At 68.7% G+C, this 25,381-nt stretch carries 16 protein-coding genes, 1 tRNA gene and 7 pseudogenes; 11 read left to right on the top strand and 13 right to left on the bottom strand.

The annotated features are described in order from the left end of the window. Window positions 1-61: 61 nt before the first annotated feature. The 11 genes and pseudogenes from H3H54_RS09660 to H3H54_RS09710 form a co-directional block, all read right to left on the bottom strand. Window positions 62-147: transfer RNA gene (locus H3H54_RS09660), tRNA-Leu, on the bottom strand. Between the two features lie 93 nt (window positions 148-240). Beyond that, on the bottom strand, window positions 241-666 hold the full coding sequence (locus H3H54_RS09665; RefSeq protein WP_262423734.1) for a hypothetical protein: 426 nt from the start codon (window positions 664-666) through the stop codon (window positions 241-243). Between the two features lie 53 nt (window positions 667-719). Further along, the gene (locus tag H3H54_RS09670; protein WP_262423735.1) at window positions 720-1,643 is read right to left on the bottom strand and encodes a shikimate dehydrogenase; all 924 of its coding nucleotides are present in this window, start codon (window positions 1,641-1,643) and stop codon (window positions 720-722) included. Beyond that, on the bottom strand, window positions 1,613-2,665 hold the full coding sequence (mltG, locus tag H3H54_RS09675; protein ID WP_262423736.1) for an endolytic transglycosylase MltG: 1,053 nt from the start codon (window positions 2,663-2,665) through the stop codon (window positions 1,613-1,615). Before mltG ends, H3H54_RS09670 begins: the two co-directional genes overlap by 31 nt. Before the next feature lie 117 nt (window positions 2,666-2,782). Then, a complete protein-coding gene (gene ruvX, locus H3H54_RS09680) occupies window positions 2,783-3,322 on the bottom strand; it encodes a Holliday junction resolvase RuvX (RefSeq protein WP_262423737.1) in 540 nt (179 codons plus the stop codon). Further along, a pseudogene (gene alaS / locus H3H54_RS09685) lies at window positions 3,319-6,025 on the bottom strand (alanine--tRNA ligase). The gene ruvX and the pseudogene alaS overlap by 4 nt, the downstream one beginning before the upstream one ends. Before the next feature lie 133 nt (window positions 6,026-6,158). Further along, complete coding sequence (gene rpsD / locus H3H54_RS09690) at window positions 6,159-6,785, bottom strand: 30S ribosomal protein S4 (RefSeq protein ID WP_262423738.1); 627 nt, start codon at window positions 6,783-6,785, stop codon at window positions 6,159-6,161. A gap of 132 nt (window positions 6,786-6,917) precedes the next feature. Then, a pseudogene (locus H3H54_RS09695) lies at window positions 6,918-8,301 on the bottom strand (replication-associated recombination protein A). 61 nt (window positions 8,302-8,362) lie between these two features. Beyond that, window positions 8,363-9,475 carry a quinone-dependent dihydroorotate dehydrogenase gene (locus H3H54_RS09700; RefSeq protein WP_262423739.1) on the bottom strand — a complete coding sequence of 371 codons (1,113 nt, stop codon included), beginning with the start codon at window positions 9,473-9,475 and terminating at the stop codon, window positions 8,363-8,365. Between the two features lie 33 nt (window positions 9,476-9,508). After that, a complete protein-coding gene (locus H3H54_RS09705; protein WP_316249002.1) occupies window positions 9,509-9,817 on the bottom strand; it encodes a hypothetical protein in 309 nt (102 codons plus the stop codon). A gap of 115 nt (window positions 9,818-9,932) precedes the next feature. Next, window positions 9,933-10,295 (bottom strand): hypothetical protein, encoded by a 363-nt coding sequence (locus H3H54_RS09710; RefSeq protein ID WP_262423740.1) that lies wholly within the window; start codon window positions 10,293-10,295, stop codon window positions 9,933-9,935. 63 nt (window positions 10,296-10,358) lie between these two features. Between H3H54_RS09710 and H3H54_RS19595 the strand changes: the two are divergent. The 3 pseudogenes from H3H54_RS19595 to sucB all read left to right on the top strand — a co-directional run bounded on the left by H3H54_RS19595 (window position 10,359) and on the right by sucB (window position 15,245). Further along, window positions 10,359-11,839 (top strand): annotated as a pseudogene (locus tag H3H54_RS19595) (leucyl aminopeptidase). 148 nt (window positions 11,840-11,987) lie between these two features. Further along, a pseudogene (gene lpdA / locus H3H54_RS09730) lies at window positions 11,988-13,392 on the top strand (dihydrolipoyl dehydrogenase). Between the two features lie 23 nt (window positions 13,393-13,415). Then, window positions 13,416-15,245 (top strand): annotated as a pseudogene (gene sucB, locus H3H54_RS09735) (2-oxoglutarate dehydrogenase, E2 component, dihydrolipoamide succinyltransferase). Between the two features lie 102 nt (window positions 15,246-15,347). On the opposite strand, the gene H3H54_RS09740 reads toward sucB, so the two are convergent. Then, a complete protein-coding gene (locus H3H54_RS09740; protein ID WP_262423741.1) occupies window positions 15,348-16,781 on the bottom strand; it encodes a hypothetical protein in 1,434 nt (477 codons plus the stop codon). Window positions 16,782-16,861: 80 nt separating this feature from the next. Here H3H54_RS09740 and lipB point away from each other — a divergent pair. The 3 genes and pseudogenes from lipB (at window position 16,862) to H3H54_RS09755 (ending at window position 19,415) form a co-directional block, all read left to right on the top strand. Next, a pseudogene (lipB, locus tag H3H54_RS09745) lies at window positions 16,862-17,558 on the top strand (lipoyl(octanoyl) transferase LipB). A 61-nt stretch (window positions 17,559-17,619) separates the two neighbouring features. Then, window positions 17,620-18,642, top strand: a complete 1,023-nt coding sequence (gene lipA / locus H3H54_RS09750; RefSeq protein WP_262423742.1) for a lipoyl synthase — start codon at window positions 17,620-17,622, stop codon at window positions 18,640-18,642. A 32-nt stretch (window positions 18,643-18,674) separates the two neighbouring features. After that, window positions 18,675-19,415 (top strand): DUF4191 domain-containing protein, encoded by a 741-nt coding sequence (locus H3H54_RS09755; RefSeq protein ID WP_262423743.1) that lies wholly within the window; start codon window positions 18,675-18,677, stop codon window positions 19,413-19,415. 203 nt (window positions 19,416-19,618) lie between these two features. On the opposite strand, the gene H3H54_RS09760 is transcribed toward H3H54_RS09755, so the two are convergent. Further along, window positions 19,619-20,059 (bottom strand): RDD family protein, encoded by a 441-nt coding sequence (locus tag H3H54_RS09760; RefSeq protein ID WP_262423744.1) that lies wholly within the window; start codon window positions 20,057-20,059, stop codon window positions 19,619-19,621. Between the two features lie 259 nt (window positions 20,060-20,318). Here H3H54_RS09760 and glnA point away from each other — a divergent pair. The 5 genes and pseudogenes from glnA to H3H54_RS09785 all read left to right on the top strand — a co-directional run bounded on the left by glnA (window position 20,319) and on the right by H3H54_RS09785 (window position 25,205). Beyond that, window positions 20,319-21,657 (top strand): annotated as a pseudogene (gene glnA / locus H3H54_RS09765) (type I glutamate--ammonia ligase). A 274-nt stretch (window positions 21,658-21,931) separates the two neighbouring features. Continuing rightward, window positions 21,932-22,939 (top strand): site-specific integrase, encoded by a 1,008-nt coding sequence (locus H3H54_RS09770; protein ID WP_262423745.1) that lies wholly within the window; start codon window positions 21,932-21,934, stop codon window positions 22,937-22,939. 235 nt (window positions 22,940-23,174) lie between these two features. Further along, complete coding sequence (locus tag H3H54_RS09775) at window positions 23,175-23,438, top strand: hypothetical protein (RefSeq protein ID WP_262423746.1); 264 nt, start codon at window positions 23,175-23,177, stop codon at window positions 23,436-23,438. Window positions 23,439-23,560: 122 nt separating this feature from the next. After that, window positions 23,561-23,782, top strand: a complete 222-nt coding sequence (locus tag H3H54_RS09780; RefSeq protein WP_262423747.1) for a helix-turn-helix domain-containing protein — start codon at window positions 23,561-23,563, stop codon at window positions 23,780-23,782. Window positions 23,783-23,903: 121 nt separating this feature from the next. Further along, on the top strand, window positions 23,904-25,205 hold the full coding sequence (locus H3H54_RS09785) for an AAA family ATPase (protein WP_262423748.1): 1,302 nt from the start codon (window positions 23,904-23,906) through the stop codon (window positions 25,203-25,205). Window positions 25,206-25,381 lie beyond the last annotated feature (176 nt).

A 25,381-nucleotide genomic window follows, 5' to 3' on the forward strand; every position in this document is an offset into this window, starting at 1 on the left:
GGCCGAACTCCGGGGATGCGAAGAACCCCGATCCACTGAGTGGATCGGGGTTCTCATCGCGTGTCCGGAGGGGGACTTGAACCCCCACGCCCGATAAAGGGCACTAGCACCTCAAGCTAGCGCGTCTACCAATTCCGCCACCCGGACAGGTGGCCGCTCGTAGCGACTAGAGAAGATTAGCACGCACGCGAGGGTGGTTCGCACCCGAAAGCGGCCCTGCCAGGGGGAACGTGAAGACAATCACGCCGACGCCACGACGCGGCCGTCCTCCATCACGCCATGGAGCAGCGCCAGCACGGCGCCGACGCGTGCGGACAGCTCGGCGCCCGGGTCCGGCAGGCGCTCGGCGAGATCCTGGAGCGCTGCGGCGCAAAGAACGGTCATCGTGGGGTCCGGGGCATCGAGCAGCTCCGGCTCCCACCCGCCCATGGTGTCGAGGAGAGCGGAGAGCTCGTCCGCCGCGGCATGGCGGTTCTCGGACAGCAGCTCCACCCGGGCCCGCGCGGCCAGCGCCGTGCACAGGCGCAGCATCGGCGTGGACACGGAGGCGTCGAGACGGGAGGGATGGGATATCTCGGCACGGTGAGGCCCGATCACGGCGGGCTTCCCGGAGGCAGCCGTCGTCATGGCGGCGATCCGCTCGTCCACTGCTCGCTCCAGCTCCATGAGTGAGTTCCTCGTGCTCGTTCCCGGGCCCGGCAAGGGCCGTGCGACACCGGTCACTTTACCCTTGCTTTACCCGGTGGGACAAGCGCGGGTTCACATCCCGGTGCTGCGGTGCCGGCGCTCCAGCTCCGTGCGTGCCGCGGCGAGCATCCGCTCCACCGGCGCCGCGGGGACGCCGAGCATCGAGCGGAGCTGCATATCGGCCTGATGGGCGAGCATCTCGAGTCCGTCGGCGACCTCTCCCCGGCACGCTGGACCACTGCCGCGATCGGCGCCGGCCAGGGGTCGTAGAGCACGTCGAGCAGCACTCCCGGTGCGGGGAGGGAGGCACGCGCCTGCCACTGCTCGGCGACGGAGCGTGCGCCGTCGATCGCCAGCGCGCTCACGACGGCGTCCGCCGACAGCACCTCGTGGTGCCGTTCCCACGGGATCTGGGTCACGACTACGTCGTGGGAGCGTGCGAACTGCTCGAGCGGGGCGAGCTTGTGGGGGCTGCGCGCGGTCAGCAGCACCGTATGCGCACCGAGCTGGATGAGCGCGGCGAGGGCGCTCAGCGCGGTCGCTCCGGAGCCGAGCACGCCGCCCGTTCCCGGTGCCTCCGCGCCATGGTCGCGCAGCGCCGCGACGATGCCGTGGACGTCGTGGTTCTCGGCACGCCAGCCTCCGTCCACACGGATCAGGGTGTTCGAGATGCCCAGGCGGCGGGAGGTCGCGTCGGTCGCCGCCGCCAGCGCGAACGCCTCCGGCTTCCCGGGCATGGTCACGCTGAGTCCACGCAGCTCGCGCCCCGGTCCGCGTGCGAGGAAGTCCGCGAGCTCGCCGGAGCGCACCTCATGCCGTTCGTAGGCGGCGTCCTCGATGCCGAGCAGCTCGTAGGCGGTGCGGTGCAGGACGGGCGAGAGGGAGTGCTGGACCGGTGAGCCGACGACCGCGAAACGTAGCGAGCTCATCCCTTCGACGCCGCCCACGCCTGCCATTCCGCGACGTTCTCCTCGTGCTCCGCCCAGGTGGCGGCGAACTTGGTCTCGCCCGTGTCCGTGTTCACGCTGACGAAGTACAGCCAGTCACCCTCTGGCGGTGCATCGACCGCGTCGAGCGCGTTCGCACCGGGCGCGGCGATCGGGCCGGGCGGCAGACCGCCATAGCGGTAGGTGTTGTAGGGGCTGTCCGTGGCGCGCTCGGCGTCCGTGGTGCCCACGCTCGCGGACTTCCCCGTCACGTAGTGCACGGTGGAGTCGAACTGGAGCTTCATCGGGGATCCGTCGGCCTCGCCGGCTCCCTCGAGTCGGTTGCGGATGGTGCGCACGACCTTGCCGTAGTCCTCCGGGTTGCGCACCTCCATCTCGGCGAGGGAAGCGATGGTCAGCGACTCGTGCCAGTCCGCCTCGGCGATGCCGCGACCGGTGAGCTCCTTCTCCATGCGCTCCCACATCATCGTGATGACGTCCTCGGCGGTGGCGTCCTCGTAGATGTCGTACCGGCCCGGTGCGAGGTAGCCCTCGAGCGACTTCGCCGAGTTCTCGGGGATGCCGTAGCTGGTGTAGTCCTGCGCGGCTGCCTCGAAGTCCTCGACGGGGATGTCGGTCTCCGCGGCCAGCTGCTCCCAGATCTGGGCGACCCGCCTGCCCTCGGGGATGATCACGCGATGGCCGGCCAGGTTCTGCGGATCCAAGAGCGCATCGAGTGCGTCCGACGAGGTCATCTCGAGCTTCAGCTGGTAGATGCCCGGCTCGATGCGGGAGGCGTCGGGCGTGTTGGAGAAGATGTTCACGAAGGGGCCGGGGGTCTTGATCACGCCCTGCTCGACCAGCGTGCCGGCGATGTCGGTGCCGGTATCCCCCTCCGCGACCTCCACGATCGCCTCGCCGCTGCCGGGGCCGGGATAGTCCGCCGCCTCCTGCTCGACGTTGACGTTGGAGGTGACCCAGCGATAGCCCTGGACTCCGCCGACCGCGATGCCGCCGACGACCAGGAGCACCAGGAGCACCGGCAGCACCACGGAAGAAACCGCCTCGCTTCGGTGCGCGACGTCTCCCCCGACCCGAGGGCCTCCCCTGCGGGGGCGAGCCCGGGCCCTGTGATTCTGCGAGCTCGTCGAAGGAGAGGTCCTCATCGTTCATCGGGTCTCCTCCTGGGCCGGGTCGTGGACGCCGGGCGCTTCGACCCTCTCTCCGGTGCGGGCCCCGGTGGACCTCTCCGTGTCCAGCGCCTGCTGGAGGATCATCACCGCAGCGACCTGATCGACGACCTGGCGGTGCTTGCGGCCCTTCCGGCCCGAGCTGTGCAGCGCCTTGTGCGCCGAGACGGTCGTCAACCGCTCGTCGATCAGCCTGACCTCGATGTCCGGGGCGTCGGTGGACAGCGAGACCATGAGCTCGGCGGTGAAAGTACGCGCCTTCTGTGCCGCGACACCCTCGGTGCCGTTCATGGAGCGCGGGAGCCCGACCATGATGACATGGGCATCGAGCTCCTGAGCCTCTTCGACGACACGCCGCACCGCCGTGCCCCGCTCGAGGGTCTCGATCGGGGTGGCGATCATCCCGTCGAGGTCGCTGCGTGCGAGCCCGACTCGCACGTCTCCGACGTCGACTCCGAGACGGACCCCGCGCGGCAGGCCCTCGGGCTGCTGCATCTCCTCGCCTGCCACAGGGGTCATCCGGCTCGGACCGTCTCGATCGACTCGCGCACCGCGGTCAGCGCCGCGGGCACCTGCGACGGCTCGCCGCCGCCGCCCTGTGCCATGTCCGGCTTGCCGCCGCCGCGGCCGCCCATCGCCTCGGCAGCGGTGCGCAGCAGCGTGCCGGCGGCCAGTCCGAGCTCGCGGGCAGAGGCGTTGGTGGCGATCACCAGCGCCGCACGGCCGTTCTCGTGCCCGGCGACCGCGACCGTTGCGGGCGAGTCGTCGCCGAGGCGTGCGCGCAGATCGAGAGCGAGGGTGCGCAGATCGCCCGCGGCGACCCCCTCGCCGGCGTCGTGCGCGAGCAGGCGCACACCGGCGACGTCGGTCGCGGTCTCCACCAGCTTCCCGGCTTCGGCCTGAAGCTGCTGTCCGCGCAGAGCGGCGAGCTGCTTCTCCATGTCCTTCATGCGCTGGGTGAGCGAGCGGACCCGCTCGGGCAGCTCCTCGGCTGCTCCGACCTTGAGCATCTCGGAGAGCTGGGAGACCAGGGCGTGCTCCTTGGCCTGGTGGCGGTAGGCGGAGAGGCCCACCAGCGCGTCGACGCGGCGCACGCCGCTTCCGATGGACGCCTCTCCCATCAGCTGGACGGTGCCGATGGCGCCGGTGCTGGCGACGTGGGTGCCGCCGCACAGCTCCCGGGACCAGTCCCCGCCGATCGACACGACACGCACGACGTCGCCGTACTTCTCGCCGAACAGCGCCTGGGCGCCGAGCGCCTTCGCCTCGTCGAGGGACATCTGCTGATCGGTGACGGTCAGCTCGTCCTGGAGCAGCGTGTTCACCCGTCCCTCGATCTGCTCGAGCACGGACTTCGGGAGGGCCTGGCCGTAGCGGAAGTCGAAACGCATGCGTCCCGGGGAGTTCTCGGAACCGGCCTGGGTGGCGCTGCCACCGAGCTCCTCGCGGAGAGATTCATGCACCATGTGGGTCGCCGTGTGAGCGCGCGCGATCGCACCACGACGCTCGAGGTCGATCGTGGCGATGGCGGAGGCGCCCTGTGCCACAGCGCCCTCGACCAGCCGCCCGCGGTGGACGATGAGCCCGCGCACCGGCTTCTGCACATCGTCGACCTCGATCAGGCCGCCCCCGGCGAGGGTGATGCGGCCCTGGTCGGCGAGCTGGCCCCCGACTCCGCATAGAGGGGGTGGTGGACAGCACGATCTCGACCTGGGCGGGCGCCTCGAGGGAGCTGACCAGCTGGCCGTCCACCAGCACCGACTCGACGGTGGTGGAGACGGTGTCGTCGGTGTAGCCCACGAACGGGACCTCACCGCCGCGCTGGGTGAGCAGACGGTTGTAGATCGCGGTGTCGGTGTGGCCGGCCTTCTTCGCCGCGGCGTCGGCTCGCGCCCGCTCGCGCTGCTCCTGCATCGCTCCACGGAAGGCATCGGCATCGACCTGCAGGCCGACCTCCTGCGCCATCTCCATCGTGAGGTCGATCGGGAATCCGTAGGTGTCGTGCAGGCGGAAGGCGTCGTCACCGGGGACGACGCCGCCGCCGTCCTGCTTCACGCGGCCCACGAGCTGGTCGAAGATCGTGGTGCCGGTCTCCAGGGTGCGGCGGAACGCCTCCTCCTCCGCGTAGACGATCTCGCTGATCCGGCCGAAATCAGCGTCGAGCTCGGGGTAGGACTCGACCATCAGGGACTTCGAGATCGGCAGCAGCTCCGGCATGGACGGCTGCGAGTGGCCGAGCAGGCGCATGGACCGCACCGCACGGCGGATCAGACGGCGCAGCACGTAGCCGCGGCCCTCGTTGCCGGGGCGCACGCCGTCGGCCACCAGCATCAGCGCGCTGCGCACGTGGTCGCCGATGATCCGCAGGTGCACATCGTCCTCGCCGTCCGCGCCGTAGGCACGGCCGGAGAGCTCCTGGGCCTTCTCGATGACCGGGAAGATCTGGTCGATCTCGTACATGTTCTGCTTGCCCTGCAGCAAGTAGGCGACGCGCTCGACGCCCAGGCCGGTGTCGATCGACTTCTGCTCGAGCTCGCCGAGCAGCGGGTAGTCCTTGCCCTTGCCCTCGCCGCGCAGGAACTGGTCGAAGACGAGGTTCCAGATCTCGATGTAGCGATCCTCGCCCTTCTCATCCCCGGGCCATTCCGGGACGGTACCGGTGACGGCATCCGGGCCGTGCTCGGGGCCGCGGTCGTAGTGCCACTCGCCGCACGGACCGGCGGGGCCGGGCTGGCCGGTGTCCCAGAAGATCTCCTCGCGCGGGAGGCGCACGACGCGCTTCGGATCCAGGCCGATGACCTCGGTGACGTGCTGGTAGGACTCCTCGTCCTGCTCCCACACGGTGAACCACAGCCGCTCGGGGTCGAACCCGAGGCCGCCCTCCTCCTGGGAGCTGGTCAGGAACTCCCACGAGTAGTCGATCGCGCCCTGCTTGAAGTAGTCCCCGAAGGAGAAGTTCCCGGCCATCTGGAAGAAGGTGCCGTGCCGCGTGGTGCGGCCGACGTTCTCGATGTCATTGGTGCGGATGCACTTCTGGACGCTCGCGGCGCGCGCGTAGGGCGCCTTCTCCGTGCCGACGATGTACGGGATGAAGGGGACCATCCCGGCGATCGTGAACAGGATCGACGGGTCGGAGGACACCAGCGAGGTGCTGGGCACGATCTCGTGGTCCTTCTTCGCGAAGAAGTCGAGCCAGCGTCGATGGATCTCGGAGGTGCGCATGGTCGAGAGGTGTCCTTCCAGGAACAGCCGGGGTGGGCCCGCTGAGCGGGCGGCGGGCATCTTCAGACACGAAGGCCCCGGTCAGGGTACCGGAGTACACCCGCCAGGGCCTGTCGTGCCGCGGTGAGAAAGGTCAGCGCGCGTAGTACTCGACGACCATCTGGACCTCACAGGTCACAGGAACCTCGGCACGCTTCGGGCGCGCGACGAGCTGGGCCTTCAGCTCGGGCAGCTCGACCGAGAGGTACGAGGGGGTGCTGGCGAGGACGTCGGAGTTGCCGCCCTCAGCTGCGATCTGGAACGACTCCATCGCCTGCGACTTGGGCTTGACCTGGATGGTCTGGCCCGGGGAGACGCGGTAGGAGGGGCGGTCCACCAGCTTGCCGTCGACCAGGATGTGGCGGTGCACGACGGCCTGGCGGGCCTGGAGGGTGGTGCGGGCGAAGCCGGAGCGCAGGACGAGCGCGTCCAGGCGCATCTCGAGCAGCTCGACCATGCTCTCACCGGTCAGACCCGGCTCCTTCTTGGCGTCCAGGTACGACTGGTGCATCTGCTTCTCGCGGATGCCGTACTGGGCGCGCAGGCGCTGCTTCTCCTTGAGTCGCACCGCGTAGTCCGACTCGGTGCGGCGGCGAGCACGGCCGTGCTCGCCGGGGGGGTACGGGCGCTTCTCGAAGTACTTGACAGACTTCGGGGTGAGCGGGAGCCCGAGAGCTCGGGACAGGCGCGCCTGACGGCGCGCGCGGGTGACGTTGGTCACGAGGTATACCTCTTGTTCGCGTGTGGTGAATCCAGTCTTGCAGCCGCGGATTCAACGACCCACCTTACCGCAGCCGGAGCCCGTGGTCCACGGTCGACGGCGCTGGTCACGCCTTGCTTCCTGTGGAGTGCCTCACGCCTGCGGTTCGCGCGGGGGTCGTGAGCGCAGGATCCGTCGCAGAGCCTCGAGCCTGCGGCCGGTCCGTTCCTCGTTCCCATGCCCCTTGGGGTGGTAGTAATCCACCCCCACCAGATCGTCGGGCGCGTACTGCTGCGCCACCACACCGTGCGGGGCGTCGTGGGCGTACAGGTACTCCGTGCCGTGGCCGAGCTTCTTCGCCCCCGCGTAGTGCGCATCGCGCAGATGGGCGGGGATGCCTGACCCTTGCCGGCGCGCACATCGGCGATCGCCGCATCCAGCGCCTGGTACGAGGCGTTGGACTTCGGGGCGGTCGCGATGTGGACCACGGCCTGGGCCAACGGGATCCTGCCCTCGGGCATGCCGAGCAGCTGGACCGCCTGCATCGCGGCGACCGCGACCTGGAGGGCGGTCGGATCGGCCATCCCGACCTCCTCGCCAGCGGCGATCACGACCCGTCGGGCGATGAACCGCGGGTCCTCCCCCGCCTCGATCATGCGTGCCAGGTAATGCAGGGCTGCATCGACATCGCTCCCGCGCATCGACTTGATGAAGGCGCTGGTGACGTCGTAGTGCTGATCCCCGGCCCGGTCGTAGCGCACCGCAGCGCGATTGACGGCCTGGGCGAGGGTCGCGGCATCGATCTGCGCAGAGTCCTTCATCAGCGCCGCGGCCGCGGCCGCCTCGAGCGAGGTGAGGATCTTGCGGGCGTCCCCTCCGCCCAGGCGCAGCAGAGCCTCACGAGCATCCTCGGCGAGGGTCACGGAACCGGCCAATCCGCGCTCGTCCTCGAGGGCGCGGTCGACGAGCGCGTCGAGGTCCTCGCGCCCCAGGGAATCCAGGGTGAGCACGATCGAGCGCGACAGCAGGGGGAGATCACCGAGAAGTAGGGGTTCTCCGTGGTCGCGGCGATCAGGGTGACCCAGCGGTTCTCGACGCTCGGCAGCAGGGCGTCCTGCTGGGATTTCGAGAAGCGGTGCACCTCGTCGACGAACAGCACGGTCTCGCGGCCGACGGTGCGCAGCCGCGAGCGGGCCTGGTCGACCACCTCGCGGATGTCCTTGACCCCGGCGAGCACTGCGGAGACCTCGACGAACTCGCGGTCCCCGGATTGCGCCACCACATAGGCAAGAGTGGTCTTCCCTGTGCCCGGAGGCCCCCACAGGATCACCGAGCTGGGCGCCGTCCGGGAGTCGTCGGCGCCGACGAGCCGGCGCAGCGGGCTGCCGGGCTCGAGCGCGGACTGCTGCCCGACCACCTCCTCGAGGGTGCGCGGGCGCATCCGCACCGCGAGCGGGGCGCGATGGTCCCGGTTGCGGTCCGACAGCGTGCGCGGCGCGGGCGCGTCACCGCCCAGCGAGAAGAGGTCCTCGTCCATCCCCCAGCCTAGGCCGGACAGACGACGCGCGAGCGCAGGCCCTCAGGCGAGGGGACCGAGTTCATCGGGCATCGAGCTCATCGAGTTCACGGGCCAGCCGTCCCGGCCAGGAGGGGCCCTCGTAGATCATCGCGGTGTAGCCCTGGACCAGATCAGCGCCGGCCTCGAGACGGTCCCGGACGTCCTGGGCGGTGGTCACTCCCCCGCAGCTGATGATCACGGAATCTGCCGGCAGGTGAGAGCGCAGCAGCCGCAGCACCTGCATCGAGCGCTCGGCGAGCATCGGCCCGGAGAGGCCTCCGGCACCGATCTGCGCAATCTGGGCGGGCCGGGCGGCGAGCGTGTCGGGCCGGGCGATCGTGGTGTTGGTGGCGATCACACCGGCCAGCCCCACCTCGATCGCCAGCTGGGCCACCGCGCGCACGTCCTCGTCATGGAGGTCGGGGGCGATCTTCACCAGCACGGGCACCTCACGGCGCAGACGGACCCGAGCGGCGTCGGCCTCCTCGACCACGGCCTCGAGGATCGGGCGGAGCATCTCCACGCTCTGAAGGTCCCGCAGCCCGGGGGTGTTCGGGCTGGAGACGTTGACAGCCAGGTAGCTCGCATAGGGCGCGAGCAGACGGGCGGAGAAGCGGTAGTCCTCGGCGGCGTCCTCGAGGGCAGTGATCTTGGACTTGCCGATGTTCACGCCGATCAGGGCGCGCTGGCCGCTCTCGGTGCGGCGGGCCTTGGCCAGGCGGCGCGCGAGGGCCTGCGCTCCGTGGTTGTTGAACCCCATGCGGTTGATCAGCGCGCGGTCCTCGACCAGGCGGAAGGAGCGCGGCCGGGGGTTGCCCGGCTGGGCCTTCGCGGTCACGGTGCCCACCTCGACGTGACCGAAGCCGAGGTCGAGCAGGGCCAGCGGCACCTCGCCGTCCTTGTCGAAGCCAGCGGCGAGGCCCAGGGGGCTGCGACGCGCGGCGCCGAGGACGCGACGGGCGCCCCCGCTCTCCCGCATCGGGTCCGGAGTGCTGAACAGGGCGCGCAACAGGCGCGGCCCGCCGGGCAGGCCGTGTGCGCCCGCCAGGGCCCGCATGGTCAGCCGATGCGCCTGCTCCGGGTCGAGCCGACTCAGGACGTGGCGGAACAGGACGGCATAGGGCCCGCGTCGAGTGGTGTCGTCAGAGGTCACGAGGGATACCGTACGCGGTCGCGAGGCCTGTTCTCAGCCCGAACGTCCCGTTCGGCCGGCGCGTGCGATGTAGACCAGCGCGATCACGGGCAGCAGCAGCGGCACGAAGCCGTAATCCTGCCCGTACACACCCCAGACCGTGCCATCGGGGAAGAGCGCGGGCAGCAGCAGCGACAGGGTCCCCACGATCACCACACCGGCCAGCTCCGCGATGCAGAGCGTGCGTGCGAGCGTCGAGCGTCGACCGCGGCGGATGAGGGCGATGGTCACCGCGATGTAGGTCACCGCCGCCAGCAGGGACAGGCTGTACGCCACCGGCGCGAAGGAGAAGTCGCGCGTCACCTGGACCAGGCTGCGCGCCGTCGCGGAGAGCGCGAAGATGCCGTAGACCGCGATCAGGACGATCTCGAAGCCACGGCCGCTGCGCTCACCGGCCTGCGGTGCGGAGCGGGGGCGCTCATGCGAAGCCTCCCGGCCAGACCTGGTGGAGCCTCATCAGCAGCACGGCGGAGACGATCGCGCACACGGCGATGACCAGGCTCCCCCAGCGGCTGCGCTCGAACAGCCCGACCCAGCCGCCGCCCACGGCCATCAGCACCGCGGTGAGCAGGTAGCCGTAGAGAGTGACCCGCTCGGGCGGGGTCGAGCCGCCGAGATCCCGCAGCCCCAGCGCCGCTCCCAGCACCGCCCAGGCGAGGGCCAGCAGGACGCCGGCGCCCAGGAGCACGAGATCGGCGCTCAGGTCGCGCGCGGTGTAGTAGAGGCCCAACAAGGCGACCATCCCGCACATCGCCGCGACCACGATGCTCAGCACCGTCATGAGACCTCCGCCTTCGTCCACAGGTCCGCGACACCGTGTCCGACCCGCCCCTACGATAGAGGCATGCCCACCATCACCATCACCGATGCATCCCTGCGCGACGTCGCCGCCGACGTCCTCGTCCTCCCTCTGCTCCCCGGAGCCGACGGAACCCCTCCACCGTGCCCGGCGCACCAGAGATCTCCGAGGCCATCGCAGGTCTCGACGCCTCCGCCGGTCGCGGTGACCTCCACCGGATCCCCTCCTACGGACTCGCCTCAGCGGGCTCCCTGCTGCTGGTCGGCCTCGGTGACGAGGCTCTCTCCGCAGTCTCCGATGAGGACCTCCGGCTGGCCTTCGGTGCCGCCACCCGCTCGCTGAGCGGATCGCGAACGCCGCGATCGCACTGCCCACCGGCACGACGGAGCAGCGCGCCGCAGCGCTCGAGGGTGCCTCACTCGGCGCCTACGCCTTCACCGGCTTCAAGACCGGAACCGGTGCCTCGGCCCCGAAGGGTGCGCTCGGCGCGATCACCCTCGTCGCCGACGGGGACGCCGAAGCGGCCCAGACCGCAGTCGACCGCTCCGGCGTGCTCGCCGAGGTCGTCACCATCGTGCGCGACCTCGTCAACACTCCCCCGAACCTGCTCTACCCCGCTGAGTTCGCCCGCCGTGCGGAGGAGCTCGTGGGCGACCTCCCCATCACCGTCACCGTCCTGGACGAGAAGCAGCTCGCAGAGGGCGGCTACGGCGGCATCGTCGGCGTGGGCCAGGGCTCGACCCGTCCGCCCCGCCTGGTGCGCCTCGAGTACACCCCCGCCTCCGCCACAAGCTCTGTCGCCCTGGTCGGCAAGGGAATCACCTTCGACACCGGCGGCATCTCGCTCAAGCCCGCCGCCGGCATGGACGACATGACCTCCGATATGACCGGTGCCGCCACCGTGCTCGCCGCCGCGATCGGCGCCGCCCGCCTCGGCCTCGAAGTGAAGGTCACGACCTACCTCGCCCTGGCGGAGAACATGCCCGGCGGCGGAGCCCAGCGCCCCGGCGACGTGGTCACGATGCGCAACGGGAAGACCGTCGAGGTCCTCAACACCGACGCGGAGGGCCGGATGGTGATGGGCGATGCAATGGTCGACGCCGTCGCCGAGAACCCCGATCTGGTGGTCGACGTCGCCACGCTGACCGGTGCGGCCGTGGTGGCCCTCGGCAAGCGCACAGCCGGCGTGATGGGCACCCAGGAGGGCCGCGATCTGGTGATGGCCGCCGCCGAGAGCACCGGCGAGCCGTTCTGGCCGCTGCCGTTCCCCAGCGAGCTGCGCGCCGACCTCAACGGCCGCGTCGCCGATCTGCGCAACATCGGCGACCGACCGGGCGGCGGTGCGCTCTCCGGCCGGGATCTTCCTGGCCGAGTTCGTGGGCGACACGGAGTGGGCGCACCTGGACATCGCGGGTCCGGGCTACGCCTCATCGCCGCTGGGCTACATGGGCAAGGGCGCCACCGGGATGAGCACCCGCACCGTCCTCCAGCTCCTCGCGGACGTCGCCTCTCGCCCTGCGGCGTGACGCTCACCGCAACTCCGCGCTGAGGGATCGCGCGAAGCAGTCGGCCCGGCGCCGCCTGGTGCCCTAGCATGGGACACGCAGGCGGCGCCGTCGGCCATCCAGGTCCGAGCGGGTCGCGGAGTACACGTACACACCGAGGAGCACACAGGTGGCTGAGACAACCACTGACCAGTTCGACGTCGTGATCCTGGGAGGTGGCAGCGGCGGCTATGCAGCCGCGCTGCGCGGAGCCCAGCTCGGCCAGAAGATCGCCCTCGTGGAGAAGGACCTGCTCGGTGGCACCTGCCTGCACCGCGGCTGTGTCCCGACCAAGGCGCTGCTTCATGTAGCAGAGCTCGCCGACGCACCGTCCCAGGCCGCCGCAGCAGGCGTAGACCTCACCCTCAACAGCATCGATGCCGAGAAGGTGCTGGGGTTCAAGGACAAGATCGTCGGGCGGCTCCACAAGGGCCTGCAGGGCCTGGTGAAGTCCCGCAAGGTCGAGTACGTCGAGGGCTTCGGCAAGCTGACCGGCCCGAACACCATCACGGTGGAGACCGAGTCCGGTGCACGCACCCTGACCGGCAAGAACATCATCCTCGCCTCCGGTTCCTTCTCGAAGACCCTCCCGGGCATCGATCTCGGCGGGCGCTTCCTGGACTCCGAGGCCGCACTGCAGCTGCCGGAGATCCCCAAGAACCCGATCATCCTCGGCGGCGGCGTCATCGGCGTCGAGTTCGCCTCGGTGTGGAAGTCGCTGGGCGCGGAGTCCGTGACCATCGTCGAGGGGGGCTCCCCACCTGGTCGCGAACGAGGACGAGGCCCTGTCCAAGGCCCTCGAGCGCGCGTTCAAGAAGCGCGGCATCAAGTTCTCGCTCGGTGTCTTCACCGAGAAGGCCGATCAGGACGAGAACGGCGTGAAGGTCACCCTCGCCGACGGCAAGGTCTTCGAGGGCGACTACCTGCTGGTCGCCGTCGGCCGTGGCCCGAATACCTCGGGCATGGGCTACGAGGAGCAGGGCATCGAGATGGATCGCGGCTTCGTGCTCGCGGACAAGGAGACCCTGGAGACCAACGTGCCCGGCGTGTACGCCGTCGGCGACATCGTCCCCGGCCTGCAGCTCGCTCACCGCGGCTTCGCCCAGGGCATCTACGTCGCCGAGCGGATCGCCGGCCAGAACCCCGCCCCGATCGTCGAGTCCGGCATCGAGCGCATCACCTACTGCGAGCCCGAGCTCGGCTCAGTGGGACTGTCCGAGAAGCAGGCCAAGGAGCAGCTGGGCGAGGACGCGGTCGAGGTCTACGAGTACAACCTCGGCGGCAACGGCAAGTCCCAGATCCTCGGCACCACCGGCTTCATCAAGCTGGTGCGCGAGAAGGACGGCCCCATCATCGGTGTCCACATGATCGGCTCGCGCACGTCCGAGCTGATGGGCGAGGCACTGCTCATCGTCAACTGGGAGGCCTACCCCGAGGATGTCGCCTCCCTCATCCACGGCCACCCGTCGCAGCATGAAGCCCTGGGCGAGGCCGCGCTCGCGCTCGCCGGCAAGCCGCTGCACGCCCACGCCTGAGCCTTCCCAGGAGGAGAAACCCCATGTCTGAAACCGTGAAGATGCCGGCTCTCGGTGAGTCCGTCACCGAGGGCACCGTCACCCGCTGGCTGAAGTCCGTCGGCGACACCGTCGAGGTCGACGAGCCGCTGCTCGAGGTCTCGACCGACAAGGTCGACACCGAGATCCCCTCCCCGTCGCGGGGACGATCGAGAAGATCCTGGTCGACGAGGACGACGACGCCGAGGTCGGCGCCGATCTCGTCGTCATCGGCGACGGATCCGGCTCCGAGGACTCCGGCTCCGACGACTCCGGTGCTGCGGCTGAAGCTGAGGCTGGGTCCGCATCCGAGGAGGAGGCTCCCGCCGAGGGCGAGGACCTCGCCTCCGACGAGACCGTCGCGCCCTCCACCGACGAGGAAGCTCCCTCCGGCGAGTCCGAGAAGCCCGCTGACGCCTCGGACGACGCCGATTCCGGCGCGTCCGGTGGTGCCGCCTCTGGCGAGGAGGTGACGATGCCCGCGCTCGGCGAGTCCGTCACCGAGGGCACCGTCACCCGCTGGCTCAAGGAGGTCGGTGAGACCGTCGAGGTCGACGAGCCGCTGCTCGAGGTCTCGACCGACAAGGTCGACACCGAGATCCCCTCCCCGTCGCGGGCACCCTGCTCGAGATCAAGGTCCAGGAGGACGAGGACGCCGAGGTCGGCGCGGTGCTCGCCGTGGTCGGTTCGGCCGATGCGGCCTCCGCTCCCGCCGAGGAGCCCTCCGCACCGGCTCCGGAAGCCGAAAAGGCACCGGAGCAGGAATCCGCTCCGGAGGAGAAGCCCGAGGCTGAGAAGCCCAAGGCGGAGGAGAAGAAGCCCGAGGCCCCCAAGGCTCCCGAGAAGAAGTCCGAGGCTCCGGCCGCGGCCCCCGCGCCCAAGGCTGCCGATTCAGTCACCGGCGCCGAGGCTTCCGGCTACGTCACCCCCTGGTGCGGAAGATGGCGGCTGAGGCCGGCGTCGACCTGTCGAACGTCAAGGGCTCCGGTCTGGGCGGTCGCATCCGTAAGCAGGACGTCCAGCAGGCGATCGACGCGCAGAAGTCCCAGGAGGCTGCTCCGGAGGCCGCTGCGGCTCCTGCCGCGGCACCGTCCGCGCCCAAGGTCGAGGTCTCCTCGCTGCGCGGCACCGAGGAGAAGATGCCGCGCATCCGCAAGGTCATCGGCCAGCGGATGATGGAGTCCCTGCACGGGATGGCGCAGCTGACCACCGCGGTCGAGGTCGACCTCACCCGGATCGCGAAGCTGCGTGCACGTGCGAAGGACGACTTCGCCGCCCGCGAGGGTGCGAAGCTCACCTACCTGCCGTTCCTGATGATGGCGGCCATCGAGGGTCTGAAGACCTACCCGCAGCTGAACTCCACCATCGACGGCGACAAGATCGTCTACCACGGTTCCGAGAACATCGGCATGGCGGCGGACACCGAGCGTGGCCTGGTGGTCCCGGTCATCAAGAACGCTGGCGACCTGAACCTGGCGGGCCTCGCGCGCCAGATCGGTGACCTCGGCGGTCGGGCCAAGAGCAGCAAGCTCGTCCCGGACGATCTGGCCGGTGCCACGTTCACGATCACCAACACCGGTTCGGGCGGGGCCCTCTGGGACACCCCGATCGTCCCGGCCCCGCAGGTGGGCATCCTGGGCACGGGCACGATCACCAAGCGTCCCGCGGTGATCCAGAACGCCGAGGGCGACGACACCATCGCGATCCGCTCGATGATGTACCTGTTCCTCTCCTACGACCACCGCATGGTCGACGGCGGCGACGCCGCCCGCTTCCTCACCTCCATGAAGAAGCGGCTCGAAGAGGGCGCGTTCGAGGCCGAGCTGGGTCTGTGATCCGGTGACCTCCTGAACGAGGCCGGAGGGCCCCGGCACCATCACGATGGTGCCGGGGCCCTCCGCTGTCCGGGGCCGAGTCGGCGACGTGCCGTACCGCGGTCAGTCCGATGCGCCACCGGCGCTCCCGTGCTGTTCCTCCGCGGCCTCGATCAGCCAGCGCGCGCCGTCCCAGCGCAGGGAGAGGCGGACCTCGATCGGCTCCGTCGCAGGGACCGTGGTGCTCCGGCCCTGCGCGTCCTCCAGCTCGTGCTCCGCCGTCGAGGTCACGACGCGCAGCACTGCCGTGCCCTCCGCGCCGGGGCCCTCGAGTAATTCGGCCTCGTGGATCACCGGTCCGCCACCGCGCACCTCGTAGTCGCGGTAGGCCTGGCGTGTCGCCTCATCCTCGGTGCGGGCGGCGCTGCCCGGTGAGGCCACCGGCTCCTCGGATGTACCGGTCACGTAAGCGTGCCGCGCCCCGGCCAGCTCCGCCACGAGCTCCCAGGGATCCTCGATCCCCGGCACCACGGCGCTCTCCGTGGTGGCGGCGACAGGCTCTGCGACTCGCTGCTCCGGGGTCTCCGTGTGGCGCCCGCTGACCCACCAGGCACCGAGCACGGTGGTGCCTCCGAGGAGGAGAGCCACCAGGGCGCTCATCGCGGCGATCCGCCGCAGCGGGGGCTGGCTCAGCACGTCCCGGATCGCGTTCAGCGACCGTCGGGAGAGAGATGTTGGAAGGAGCTCCTGGGCTGGGCCGCTCTGCCTGCGTCGAAGATTCTTCCGCGGCCCAGGGAGCGGGGCTGCCACAGGGAGCGGGGCTGCAGGGCCGTTCGTGCTGCGCACGGTAGTCGGAGCGTCGTCCTGCGCTGCCACGGGGACCGCGGAAGGGGTCGTGCTGAGGGCCTGATCCGGCAGATCCCACGAGGAGCCTGTTCGATTCACCCTGCGGCGCAGGGTCCGCTCCTGGTCCTGGAGCACTGAATCCACCCAGCGACGATCCGCCTGTCGTTCCGCAAAACCCTCGTGCCGCCGCAGCCCGCCCAGCTCGAGCACCACGATGCTGCCGTCGGAGCGCACCCCGAGCCCGTGCGCCGTCGGAGCACCGAGCACCCAGCCGCGTCGGTGGAGATCGTCGATCAGCTCATCGAGATCATCTCGGGCACGGGTGAGTGCGAGACGCTCAGCGGTGGGCGGCACGCCGTCGTCGGCAGCGCGCCTGCCCGTGCGGCGCTGCAGCTGCGGCGCTGACTCCCGTGTGTAGCCGTCGTCCTGGATCTCCAGGACCGCCGGTGCCGCCCCGACGCCGGCCACCTCGAGCGCTGCAAGCAGCTGCAGCTCCTCGTGGATCGCGCTGCGACCGGCAGGGGTCCTACCCCTCACCTGCACCCGCGGGCGCCCACCCGTAGAGCCGAGCAGGACCTCCTCACGGTCCGGGCCTGACGCCAGGGAACTCCGCGGCCCCTCCCCTTCCGCCACGGGCTGCTTCTGGGATCCCAGCCCCATCCCGAGCGGCCGGGGCCCGCGTCGGAAGCGCTCCTCATCGATCTCCTCCATGACCGCAGTCAACAGCACCCTCGGGACCGCTCCGCGATTCATCCACAACGCACAGGTGAGGAGCGGAGTAACCTGGACCGATGCTCGATGTGATTCGCCTCGGTTTCAGCGAGACCCTCCCCGGTGGAGACCGGCATGAGGAGTTCGACCTCCCCCGGGGCCCGTCGAGTACCGCGCCGCATGGGCGCTGCAGCGCAAGCTCCACGCGGAGGTGGTCGCCGGAGAGCGCCCCGATACGCTGCTGCTGCTCGAGCATCAGCCGGTGTACACCGCGGGCAAGCTCACCGAGGACCATGAGCGCCCCGGGATGGCGCCGAGGTGGTCGACATCGACCGGGGCGGGAAGCTCACCTGGCACGGCCCGCAGCAGCTGGTCGGCTACCCGCTGGTGAAGCTCCCGATCCCGATCGACGTGGTGGGGTTCGTGCGCGACCTCGAGCGCACCCTGATCGAGGTGTGCACCGCCGTGGGAGTGGCCACCGTCCCCGTCGAGGGCCGCAGCGGGGTCTGGGTCGCGCCCGAGGGCGAGGAGCCACGCAAGGTGTGTGCGATCGGCATGCGGGTCTCGAAGCGCGCTACGATGCACGGGTTCGCGCTGAACTGCGCGAACGGCCTCTCCTGGGCCGAGAACGTGATCCCCTGCGGGATCGATGATGCGGGGGTCACCAGCCTCAGCAGGGAGGCCGGGCACCGCATCGCGGTCGCGGACGTCATCGACATCGCGGCCGACGCGATGTCCGAGCTGGTGGCGCACCGCACCTCGGCCCGCGTGAGCTGAACCCCCTCGACCAGGCCGGGTCGATAGACTCCATGGAACGTCGAGATGAGGAGGCATCAGGGTGACAAACGCCCCCGAAGGCCGGCGCTTGCTGCGCATCGAGGCACGCAATGCCGAAGTCCCGATCGAGCGCAAACCGGAATGGATCAAGACGCGCGCCGTGATGGGCCCGGAGTACACCGCGATGAAGAAGCGTGTGCACAGCCAGGGGCTCCACACCGTCTGCGAGGAAGCAGGCTGCCCGAACATCTTCGAATGCTGGGAGGATCGCGAGGCGACCTTCCTGATCGGCGGCGACACTTGCACCCGGCGCTGCGACTTCTGCAACATCGCCACGGGCAAGCCGATGGCCGTCGACCCGATGGAGCCCTTCAAGGTCGCGCAGTCCGTCAAGGAGATGGGCCTGCGCTACTCGACGATCACCGGGGTGGCCCGCGATGACCTCGAGGACGGCGCCGCCGGGCTGTTCGCGCGCACCTGCGAGCAGATCCACGCGATGAACCCCGGGACCGGCGTCGAGCTCCTGATCGATGACATCAAGGGCAACGGCCAGCACCTGGAGAAGGTCTTCGAGGCGAAGCCAGAGGTGTTCGCGCACAACCTCGAGACCGTCCCGCGGATCTTCAAGCAGATCCGACCCGCGTTCCGTTACGAGCGTTCGCTGGACGTGATCACGATGGGCAAGGATGCCGGGATGATCACGAAGTCGAACCTCATCCTGGGCATGGGTGAGACCGATCAGGAGATCATCGACTCGATGCAGCGCCTGCACGACTCGGGCTGCGACATCCTCACGATCACCCAGTACATGCGGCCCTCGAAGCTGCATCACCCGATCGACCGCTGGGTCAAGCCCCAGCAGTTCGTCGAACTGTCCCAGACCGCGGAGGAGATGGGCTTCCTCGCGGTGATGGCCGGGCCGATGGTCCGCTCGTCCTACCGCGCCGGGAAGCTCTGGGCGCAGGCGATGCGGAAGCTCGGCCGTGAGATCCCGGAGAACCTCCTGCATCTCGATTCGAACCAGCCCGCCCGTCAGGAAGCTGCGAGCGTCGTAGCCCGCACCCAGCAGGCCGCCGCGAGCTGACGCCCGCCCGGCCCCGAGAGGACCCATCGCACATGGCTCGCAAGTCCGAGACCAAGCCCGAGAAGGGCAAGAAGAACGCCGACGGCACGAAGAAGCCGGGGCGGATCAAGCAGATCATCGAGGTGTTCAAGTACACCCAGGAGATCGACCGTTCGACGCTGCCGCTGATGCTGGTGGCGCTGGCCGTCTCCACGGCCGTCGGCGTGCTGCTGACGACGCTGATCTTCTCCAGCCCCTGGTACGGCATCTTCATGGGGCTCGCGATCGGCGTGCTGATCGCGATGATGATCCTGGCCCGCAAGGCGGAGCGCGCTGCGTTCGGCCGCATCAAGGGGCAGCCGGGCGCGGCGCTCGCTGCGATGCAGTCCATCCGCCGCGGGTGGCACGTGGACGATGAGCCCGTGCAGATCGATCCCCGCAGCCAGAAGATGCTGTTCCGTGCCTCGGGCCGGGCCGGCATCGCGGTGGTGGCAGAGGACTCGTCCTCCGTCTCGATGAAGATGCTCGAGAAGGAGCGTCGCAGCATCCGCCGCGTGCTCCAGCACGACAACGTCCCGGTGCATCAGCTCGTGGTGGGCGATGGCGAGGGCGAGATCCCGCTGCACAAGCTCCCCACCCACATGCAGCGGATGAAGAAGCAGCTGACCAAGGACGAAGCCGCTCAGGTCACCAAGCGGCTGAACGCGCTGCACCGCTCGCTCCGCCAGTCCATCCCCAAGGGCGTGGACCCGATGCGCGCGCGACCCAACCGCAAGGCGATGCGCGGCCGCTGAGCCCAGCACCCCTTCGCGAAGACCCCTCCTGCCCGTTCAGGAGGGGTCTTCTTGGTCCCGGGAGTGGGACGGTGGGTCCGTGCAACAGGCATCCGGACCGGTCGTGATCGTATCGTCACCAAAATCAGAACTGCAGGTCAGCGGCAGGAGCCGTCCCGGAGCGGGACAACGCCGGCACCGCCGCGAAGGGTGCGACGAGACGCTCAGACGGTCACGACCGCGGTGCCCGCGGCAACGTCGTGCAGGGGCTGCGCGTCGCGGTTCCAGATCACGGCCGGCAGCAGCAGCAGGATCAGTCCGGTCCGCACCACAGCCCGCCCGATCATCGGGGTCCGCCCGCGTACGGGCATCACCCTCAGCCTCAGGGCGAACTGTCCCGGTGTGGCCCCGAAAAGCGTCAGGAACAGCACGTTCACCGCGACGAAGAGCAGCAGGTTCGCGAGCGGATCACCGTGGAACACGAGGGCGGAGATGAGCATGCACAGCGCCCAGTCGATCACCAGGGACAGGGGCCGGCGCCAGAACGGCGCGACGGATCCGGGCCCCTCGGCGGGCAGGCCGACGGAGGAGCCTTTGATGTAGCCCTCCTCATGGGGAGCGCCGTCCATCCACGAGCCGAGGTCCTTGCGTTCGATCACGAGCATGACCATAGTCCGTCGGTCTGGGAACGGAACGGCCCGTTGTGCCGGGCGGCACCGCATTAGGATTGGGGTCACCCGAGCTCGGGTCCGCCGCGACCGTCGGAGCTCGCCTGGTGACGCACATCGGGGTCAGACAGCACAACACGCGCCGGAGAGCGCGGATGGAGGACATGTGTTCAACAATCCCAGCGAGGTCGTGAAGTACATCGAGGAGGAGGGTGTCGAGTTCGTCGACATCCGCTTCTGCGACCTTCTCGGCGTCATGCAGCACTTCAACATCCCGGCGAGCACCTTCGACGAGGAGGCCATCGAGGTCGGCCAGCTCTTCGACGGCTCCTCGATCCGCGGATTCCAGGCGATCCACGAGTCGGACATGAAGCTCGTGCCCGATCTGGAGACCGCGTACCTGGATCCGTTCCGCGACCGCAAGACCCTCATCATCAACTTCTCGATCGTGGATCCGTTCACGGATGAGCCCTACTCCCGTGACCCCCGCACGGTCGCCTCCAAGGCGGAGGAGTACCTGAAGACGACCGGCATCGCCGACACCGCGCTGTTCGCGGCCGAGGCCGAGTTCTACATCTTCGACGATGTGCGCTTCAAGACCGGAGTGAACTCCGGCTTCTACCAGATCGACTCCGACGAGGCCGTCTGGAACACCGACCGCGACGAGTCCGAGTACGGCGGCAACCAGGGCTACAAGACCCGCCTCAAGGGCGGCTACTTCCCCGTCCCCCGAACGATCAGATGGCCGACCTGCGTGACGAGATCTGTGCCGTCCTCGAGGAGACCGGCCTCCAGGTCGAGCGTGCCCACCACGAGGTCGGCACCGCGGGCCAGCAGGAGATCAACTACCGCTTCAACACGCTGCAGCAGGCCGCTGACGACGTCATGAAGTTCAAGTACGTCGTGAAGAACACCGTGTGGGACGCCGGCAAGACCGCAACGTTCATGCCCAAGCCCCTCTTCGGTGACAACGGCTCGGGCATGCACACCCACCAGTCCCTGTGGAAGGACGGCGAGCCGCTGTTCTACGACGAGCGCGGCTACGGGGGTCTGTCCGACATCGCCCGCTGGTACATCGGCGGGATCATCGAGCACTCCCCTTCGCTGACGGCTTTCACCAACCCGACGGTGAACTCCTTCAAGCGCCTGGTGCCCGGCTTCGAGGCACCGGTGAACATGGTCTACTCGGCCCGCAACCGTTCCGCCGCGATCCGCATCCCGGTCACCGGCGCTTCCGCCAAGGCCAAGCGCGTCGAGTTCCGTGCACCGGACCCCTCGGCGAACCCGTACCTGGCCTTCGCCGCGCAGCTGATGGCGGGCATCGACGGCATCCGCAACCGCATCGAGCCCCGGAGCCGATCGACAAGGACCTCTACGAGCTGCCCCCGGAGGAGCACAAGCAGATCAAGCAGCTGCCCGAGTCGCTCGGTGCGGCCCTGGACGCCCTCGAGGCCGATCACGACTACCTCACCGAGGGCGACGTGTTCCCCGAGGATCTGATCTCGACCTGGATCGAGCTCAAGCGCACCACGGAGATCGATCCGTTCCGCTACCGCCCGCACCCGCACGAGTTCGAGCTGTACTACGACATCTGAGGGATATGGCGTCATTTTTGCCTCCTGACCTGCAGTTTCATAGTCCATGAAACTACATCTGTTGCACGCGTGCAGTAGGCTCAAGTCATACGGAGTACGACCGAGCTATCGCACGGTTGTCGCATGACTTGGAGGTCAAAGGGTGGTAACTACTCGACGTCGCGGACGTCGCTCATTCGGGGCGGTACGGAGGCTTCCCAGCGGCAGGTACCAGGCGAGCTACCTGGACCCTGCGGGGACGCGCCGTACCGCCCCGGAGACGTTCACAGCCAAGATGGACGCGGATGCGTGGCTGGCGATGCAGCGAGCCGCCATCGAGAGCGGGTCGTGGCGTGGCCGCGACGACCGCACGACCGTCGGCGAATTCGCGGACCAGTGGGCCAAGGCGCTCCAGGTGCGCGACCGCACGCGGTACCACTACCAGGTGAACCTCGATAAGTGGATCAAGCCCACCTTCGGCACCACTCCCATGAGCGCTGTCACCCCGGCGATGGTGCGCAAGTGGGTTGGCGGGTTCCCCTCGGATACCCCGGCTGCTCGCGCCAACGCCTACAGGGTCCTGTCCCAGGTGTTTCGTGCAGCCGTGGAAGACGGGATCGTCACCGAGTCGCCGGTGAGGATGAAAGGCGCCGGCCAGTACACCCGGAAGCGTGAAGGACATGCTCTGCAGGCCGCCGAGGTCTTCATGCTCTCCGAGAGAGTTCCTGAGGGCCGCCGACTGGCGATCCTCCTCGGTGCCTTCTGCGCCCTTCGCCCGGGAGAGGTGCTCGGACTCCGCCGGCGCGACGTCGACCCTCGGAGCCACTCGCTCAACATCCGTGAGACAGCTTCTGCTGTGCACGCCGGCTCTGCGCGTGTAGGTCCCGTCAAGACCGCGAGCAGCGTGAGGACCGTCCACTACCCGTCAGCCCTCCAGGAGGTCGTCCTAGGGCATCTGAAGACGCACACGGGACCGTCGCCGACCGACCACTTGTTCCCGTCTCCACGAGGCGGCGGTCAGCCGCTCTCCTACGGCGCGTACCTCCACATGTTCGCCCGCGCAGCTGAGGCCGCCGAACTGGCAGATCTCAAGCCTCACGACCTCCGGCACACCGGCGCCACGCTGGCAGCCGAGACAGGGGCGACGACGCGCGAGCTGATGGCACGCCTCGGGCACACGTCCCCCACCGTTGCCATGCGGTACCAGCATGCAGCCAAGGAGCGCGACAAGAGCATTGCCGATGCATTGGGCGGAGCCTTCTCCGTTTCATCCCCAGGGGCTGAAGGGACGCCCGATGAATGACCGCATCCACATTTTCTGCAATGGGCACAGGCCTCATCACGAACGATCAGGTCGCCAGGAGATTGAGACTTTCACGCGCGCTCGAACCCGGTGGAAGCCCGATCCGCCTCTACGTTCTCGGCATCGTTCCGGGGATTGGTCCCAGGGCCGGCACCCGTCAAGCGAGCGGATCATCGATGCTGCGCAACACGTATACCGCGTCGAGCTCCAGCGGATGCCGGCAGGACATTCGATCATGTCGCTTGGGCCAGGCCGCGCCGACGACCTTTCCGAGGAACGTCTGATCACCGTCTACATCGATACCCGATCAGGACGCGAAGTGGAGCTCGATGACATCACCCGCATCGATCAACGGCGGTACGACTTCGAGTGCCCCTGTGGCATCCAGGCGTCCCTCGACGAGGGCGTGCTGAACCGGGCTCTCGACGGCTGGGCAGAGGACGGTCAGGTGACGATCTCACTGGAGCTCCTGGCGATGTTGCCAACCACGCGGTACTGAGTGCTACTGTGCGCAACATGCCGGGTGTAGATCCGGTGTCGGCGAACACTCTCCGTCTTCCAGGCCAAGCTTCGGTGCGGCCTCTTTAGTGCACCCCATGGTGCGCGTGGAGGACACAACACATGAGTACGAAGATTCGCCCATCCACCGAGACCCGCAGGTACGTCTCGATCCAGTACGCAGCTGAATATCTCGGCCTCACCCAGGGCGGGGTACGCAAGTTCATCGCCGAAGGTCGCCTCAGCGGATACCGGGTCGGCAAACGTGCGATCCGCGTCGATCTGCGTGAGGTCGAGGAACTGCTCCGCCCGATCCCTACCGCGAAGGTGAGGGAGGACCGTTGAGCGAGACAAAGTCGGGGACCGGCCCGGAGTCGATTCCGGAGCGGTCCAGGAGCGTTGTGGCGACGCCCTTCAAGGATATCCGACTCGTCCCCAGCGGCTACTTCTTCATGGCGGTATCTGAATGAGCGCCCGAGAATGCGACCGCTGCAACAATTCGCTCAACAAATGCACATGCAAACAGTACAAGTTTCGGAACGGAGGTTCTTGGCTGTTCCATCAACCGCAGGAGGTCCCGGCACGTTGGGGCGAAGGGTCAGACATCCTCTGGGCACGAGGCGAGGCGCTTCTGCTGACCGGCTCGCCGGGCACCGGGAAGACGACGATAGCTGGCCAGCTCGTACGTGCCCTGCTCGGCCTGCAGGACGAGGTGCTCGGCTTCCCCGTAGTGCCCGCCACTCGAGTTCTGTACCTCGCTATGGATCGCCCAAGGCAGATCGCGAGAGCACTGGCTCGGCCGTTTCGACCTGAGGAGCAACGAGCCGCCTCCGCGAAGCTGGACACCTGGGAGGGACCACCACCCGTAGATCTCGCCCAGCACCCGGAAGTGCTTCGCGACATGGCGCAGGCGGCCGGCGCTGACGTCATCATCGTCGACAGTCTCAAGGACGCCGCGGTCGGCCTCGTCGAGGACGAGGTAGGAGCTGGGTGGAACCGAGCTCGACAGACGGCGATCGCCGCAGGCATCGATGTGCTCGAGCTGCATCACCTCGTGAAGCGGGGTGCGAACGGTTCAGCGCCGTCCAGTCTCGCGGAGGTGTACGGGTCGACCTGGATCACGAGCGGCGCCGGTTCGGTGCTCGTGCTGATCGGTGAAGCGGGCGACGCGCTCGTCGAGATGCGGAACCTGAAGCCAGTCATGGAGACTGTGGGACCGCTGAAAATCGAGCATGATCACACGGCGGGAGTCTCGCGCGTTGTCGACGGGTCGGATCCTCTGGCTCTGCTGCGGTCGTCCCCGTCGGGGATCACGGCGACCGAGCTTGCCGGTCTGATGAATGACACCAAGAACCCGACTGCTAACCAGAAGGAGAGGGCTCGACGGAAGCTCGAGCGGCTCTGCTCGGAGCGCCTCGCGGAGCTGCTCGGAGAGGTGCCGGCGGCACATGGTGGTCGTCCGCAGAAGCGGTACGGAGCAACCACGCGAGCAACCACGGCCGTGGTCGAGTCGAGAACAACCACGGCCCTCTCTACTGACCATGCTCCCGGTATTCCAGCAGGCCACACAACCACGGAAGCAACCACGGCAACCACGCACCGTTCAACCACGCACCCCACCACCCCCGTAAGGGGTGGGGTGCGAAGGCCAAGCAGATCAAGGCATCGCGATCGAGAGGTGTCCGGTCCTGCAGGCGCACGTACAGCGGAAGACGCGCCGACCTCGAGCCGAAGGAAGCGAACGCGGAAGAGCCGCAGTGATGGGTGAACGACCTGAGGACCGGCACGGTCTGCGTGTTCTCTCAGAATGCGCTTGGCTCCGCGGATGGCAGGACGTGGCCGAACAGCGAGACGCAGCACTTCGAGATCTCCTCGATGCCGCCTCGGGCATAGCCGCAACGGACATTGAAGTCGCGTACCTCGAGGGCGCGATCGCGATGCTAC

Source organism: Brachybacterium sp. Z12 (assembly GCF_014400405.1).
Lineage (GTDB): Bacteria > Actinomycetota > Actinomycetes > Actinomycetales > Dermabacteraceae > Brachybacterium.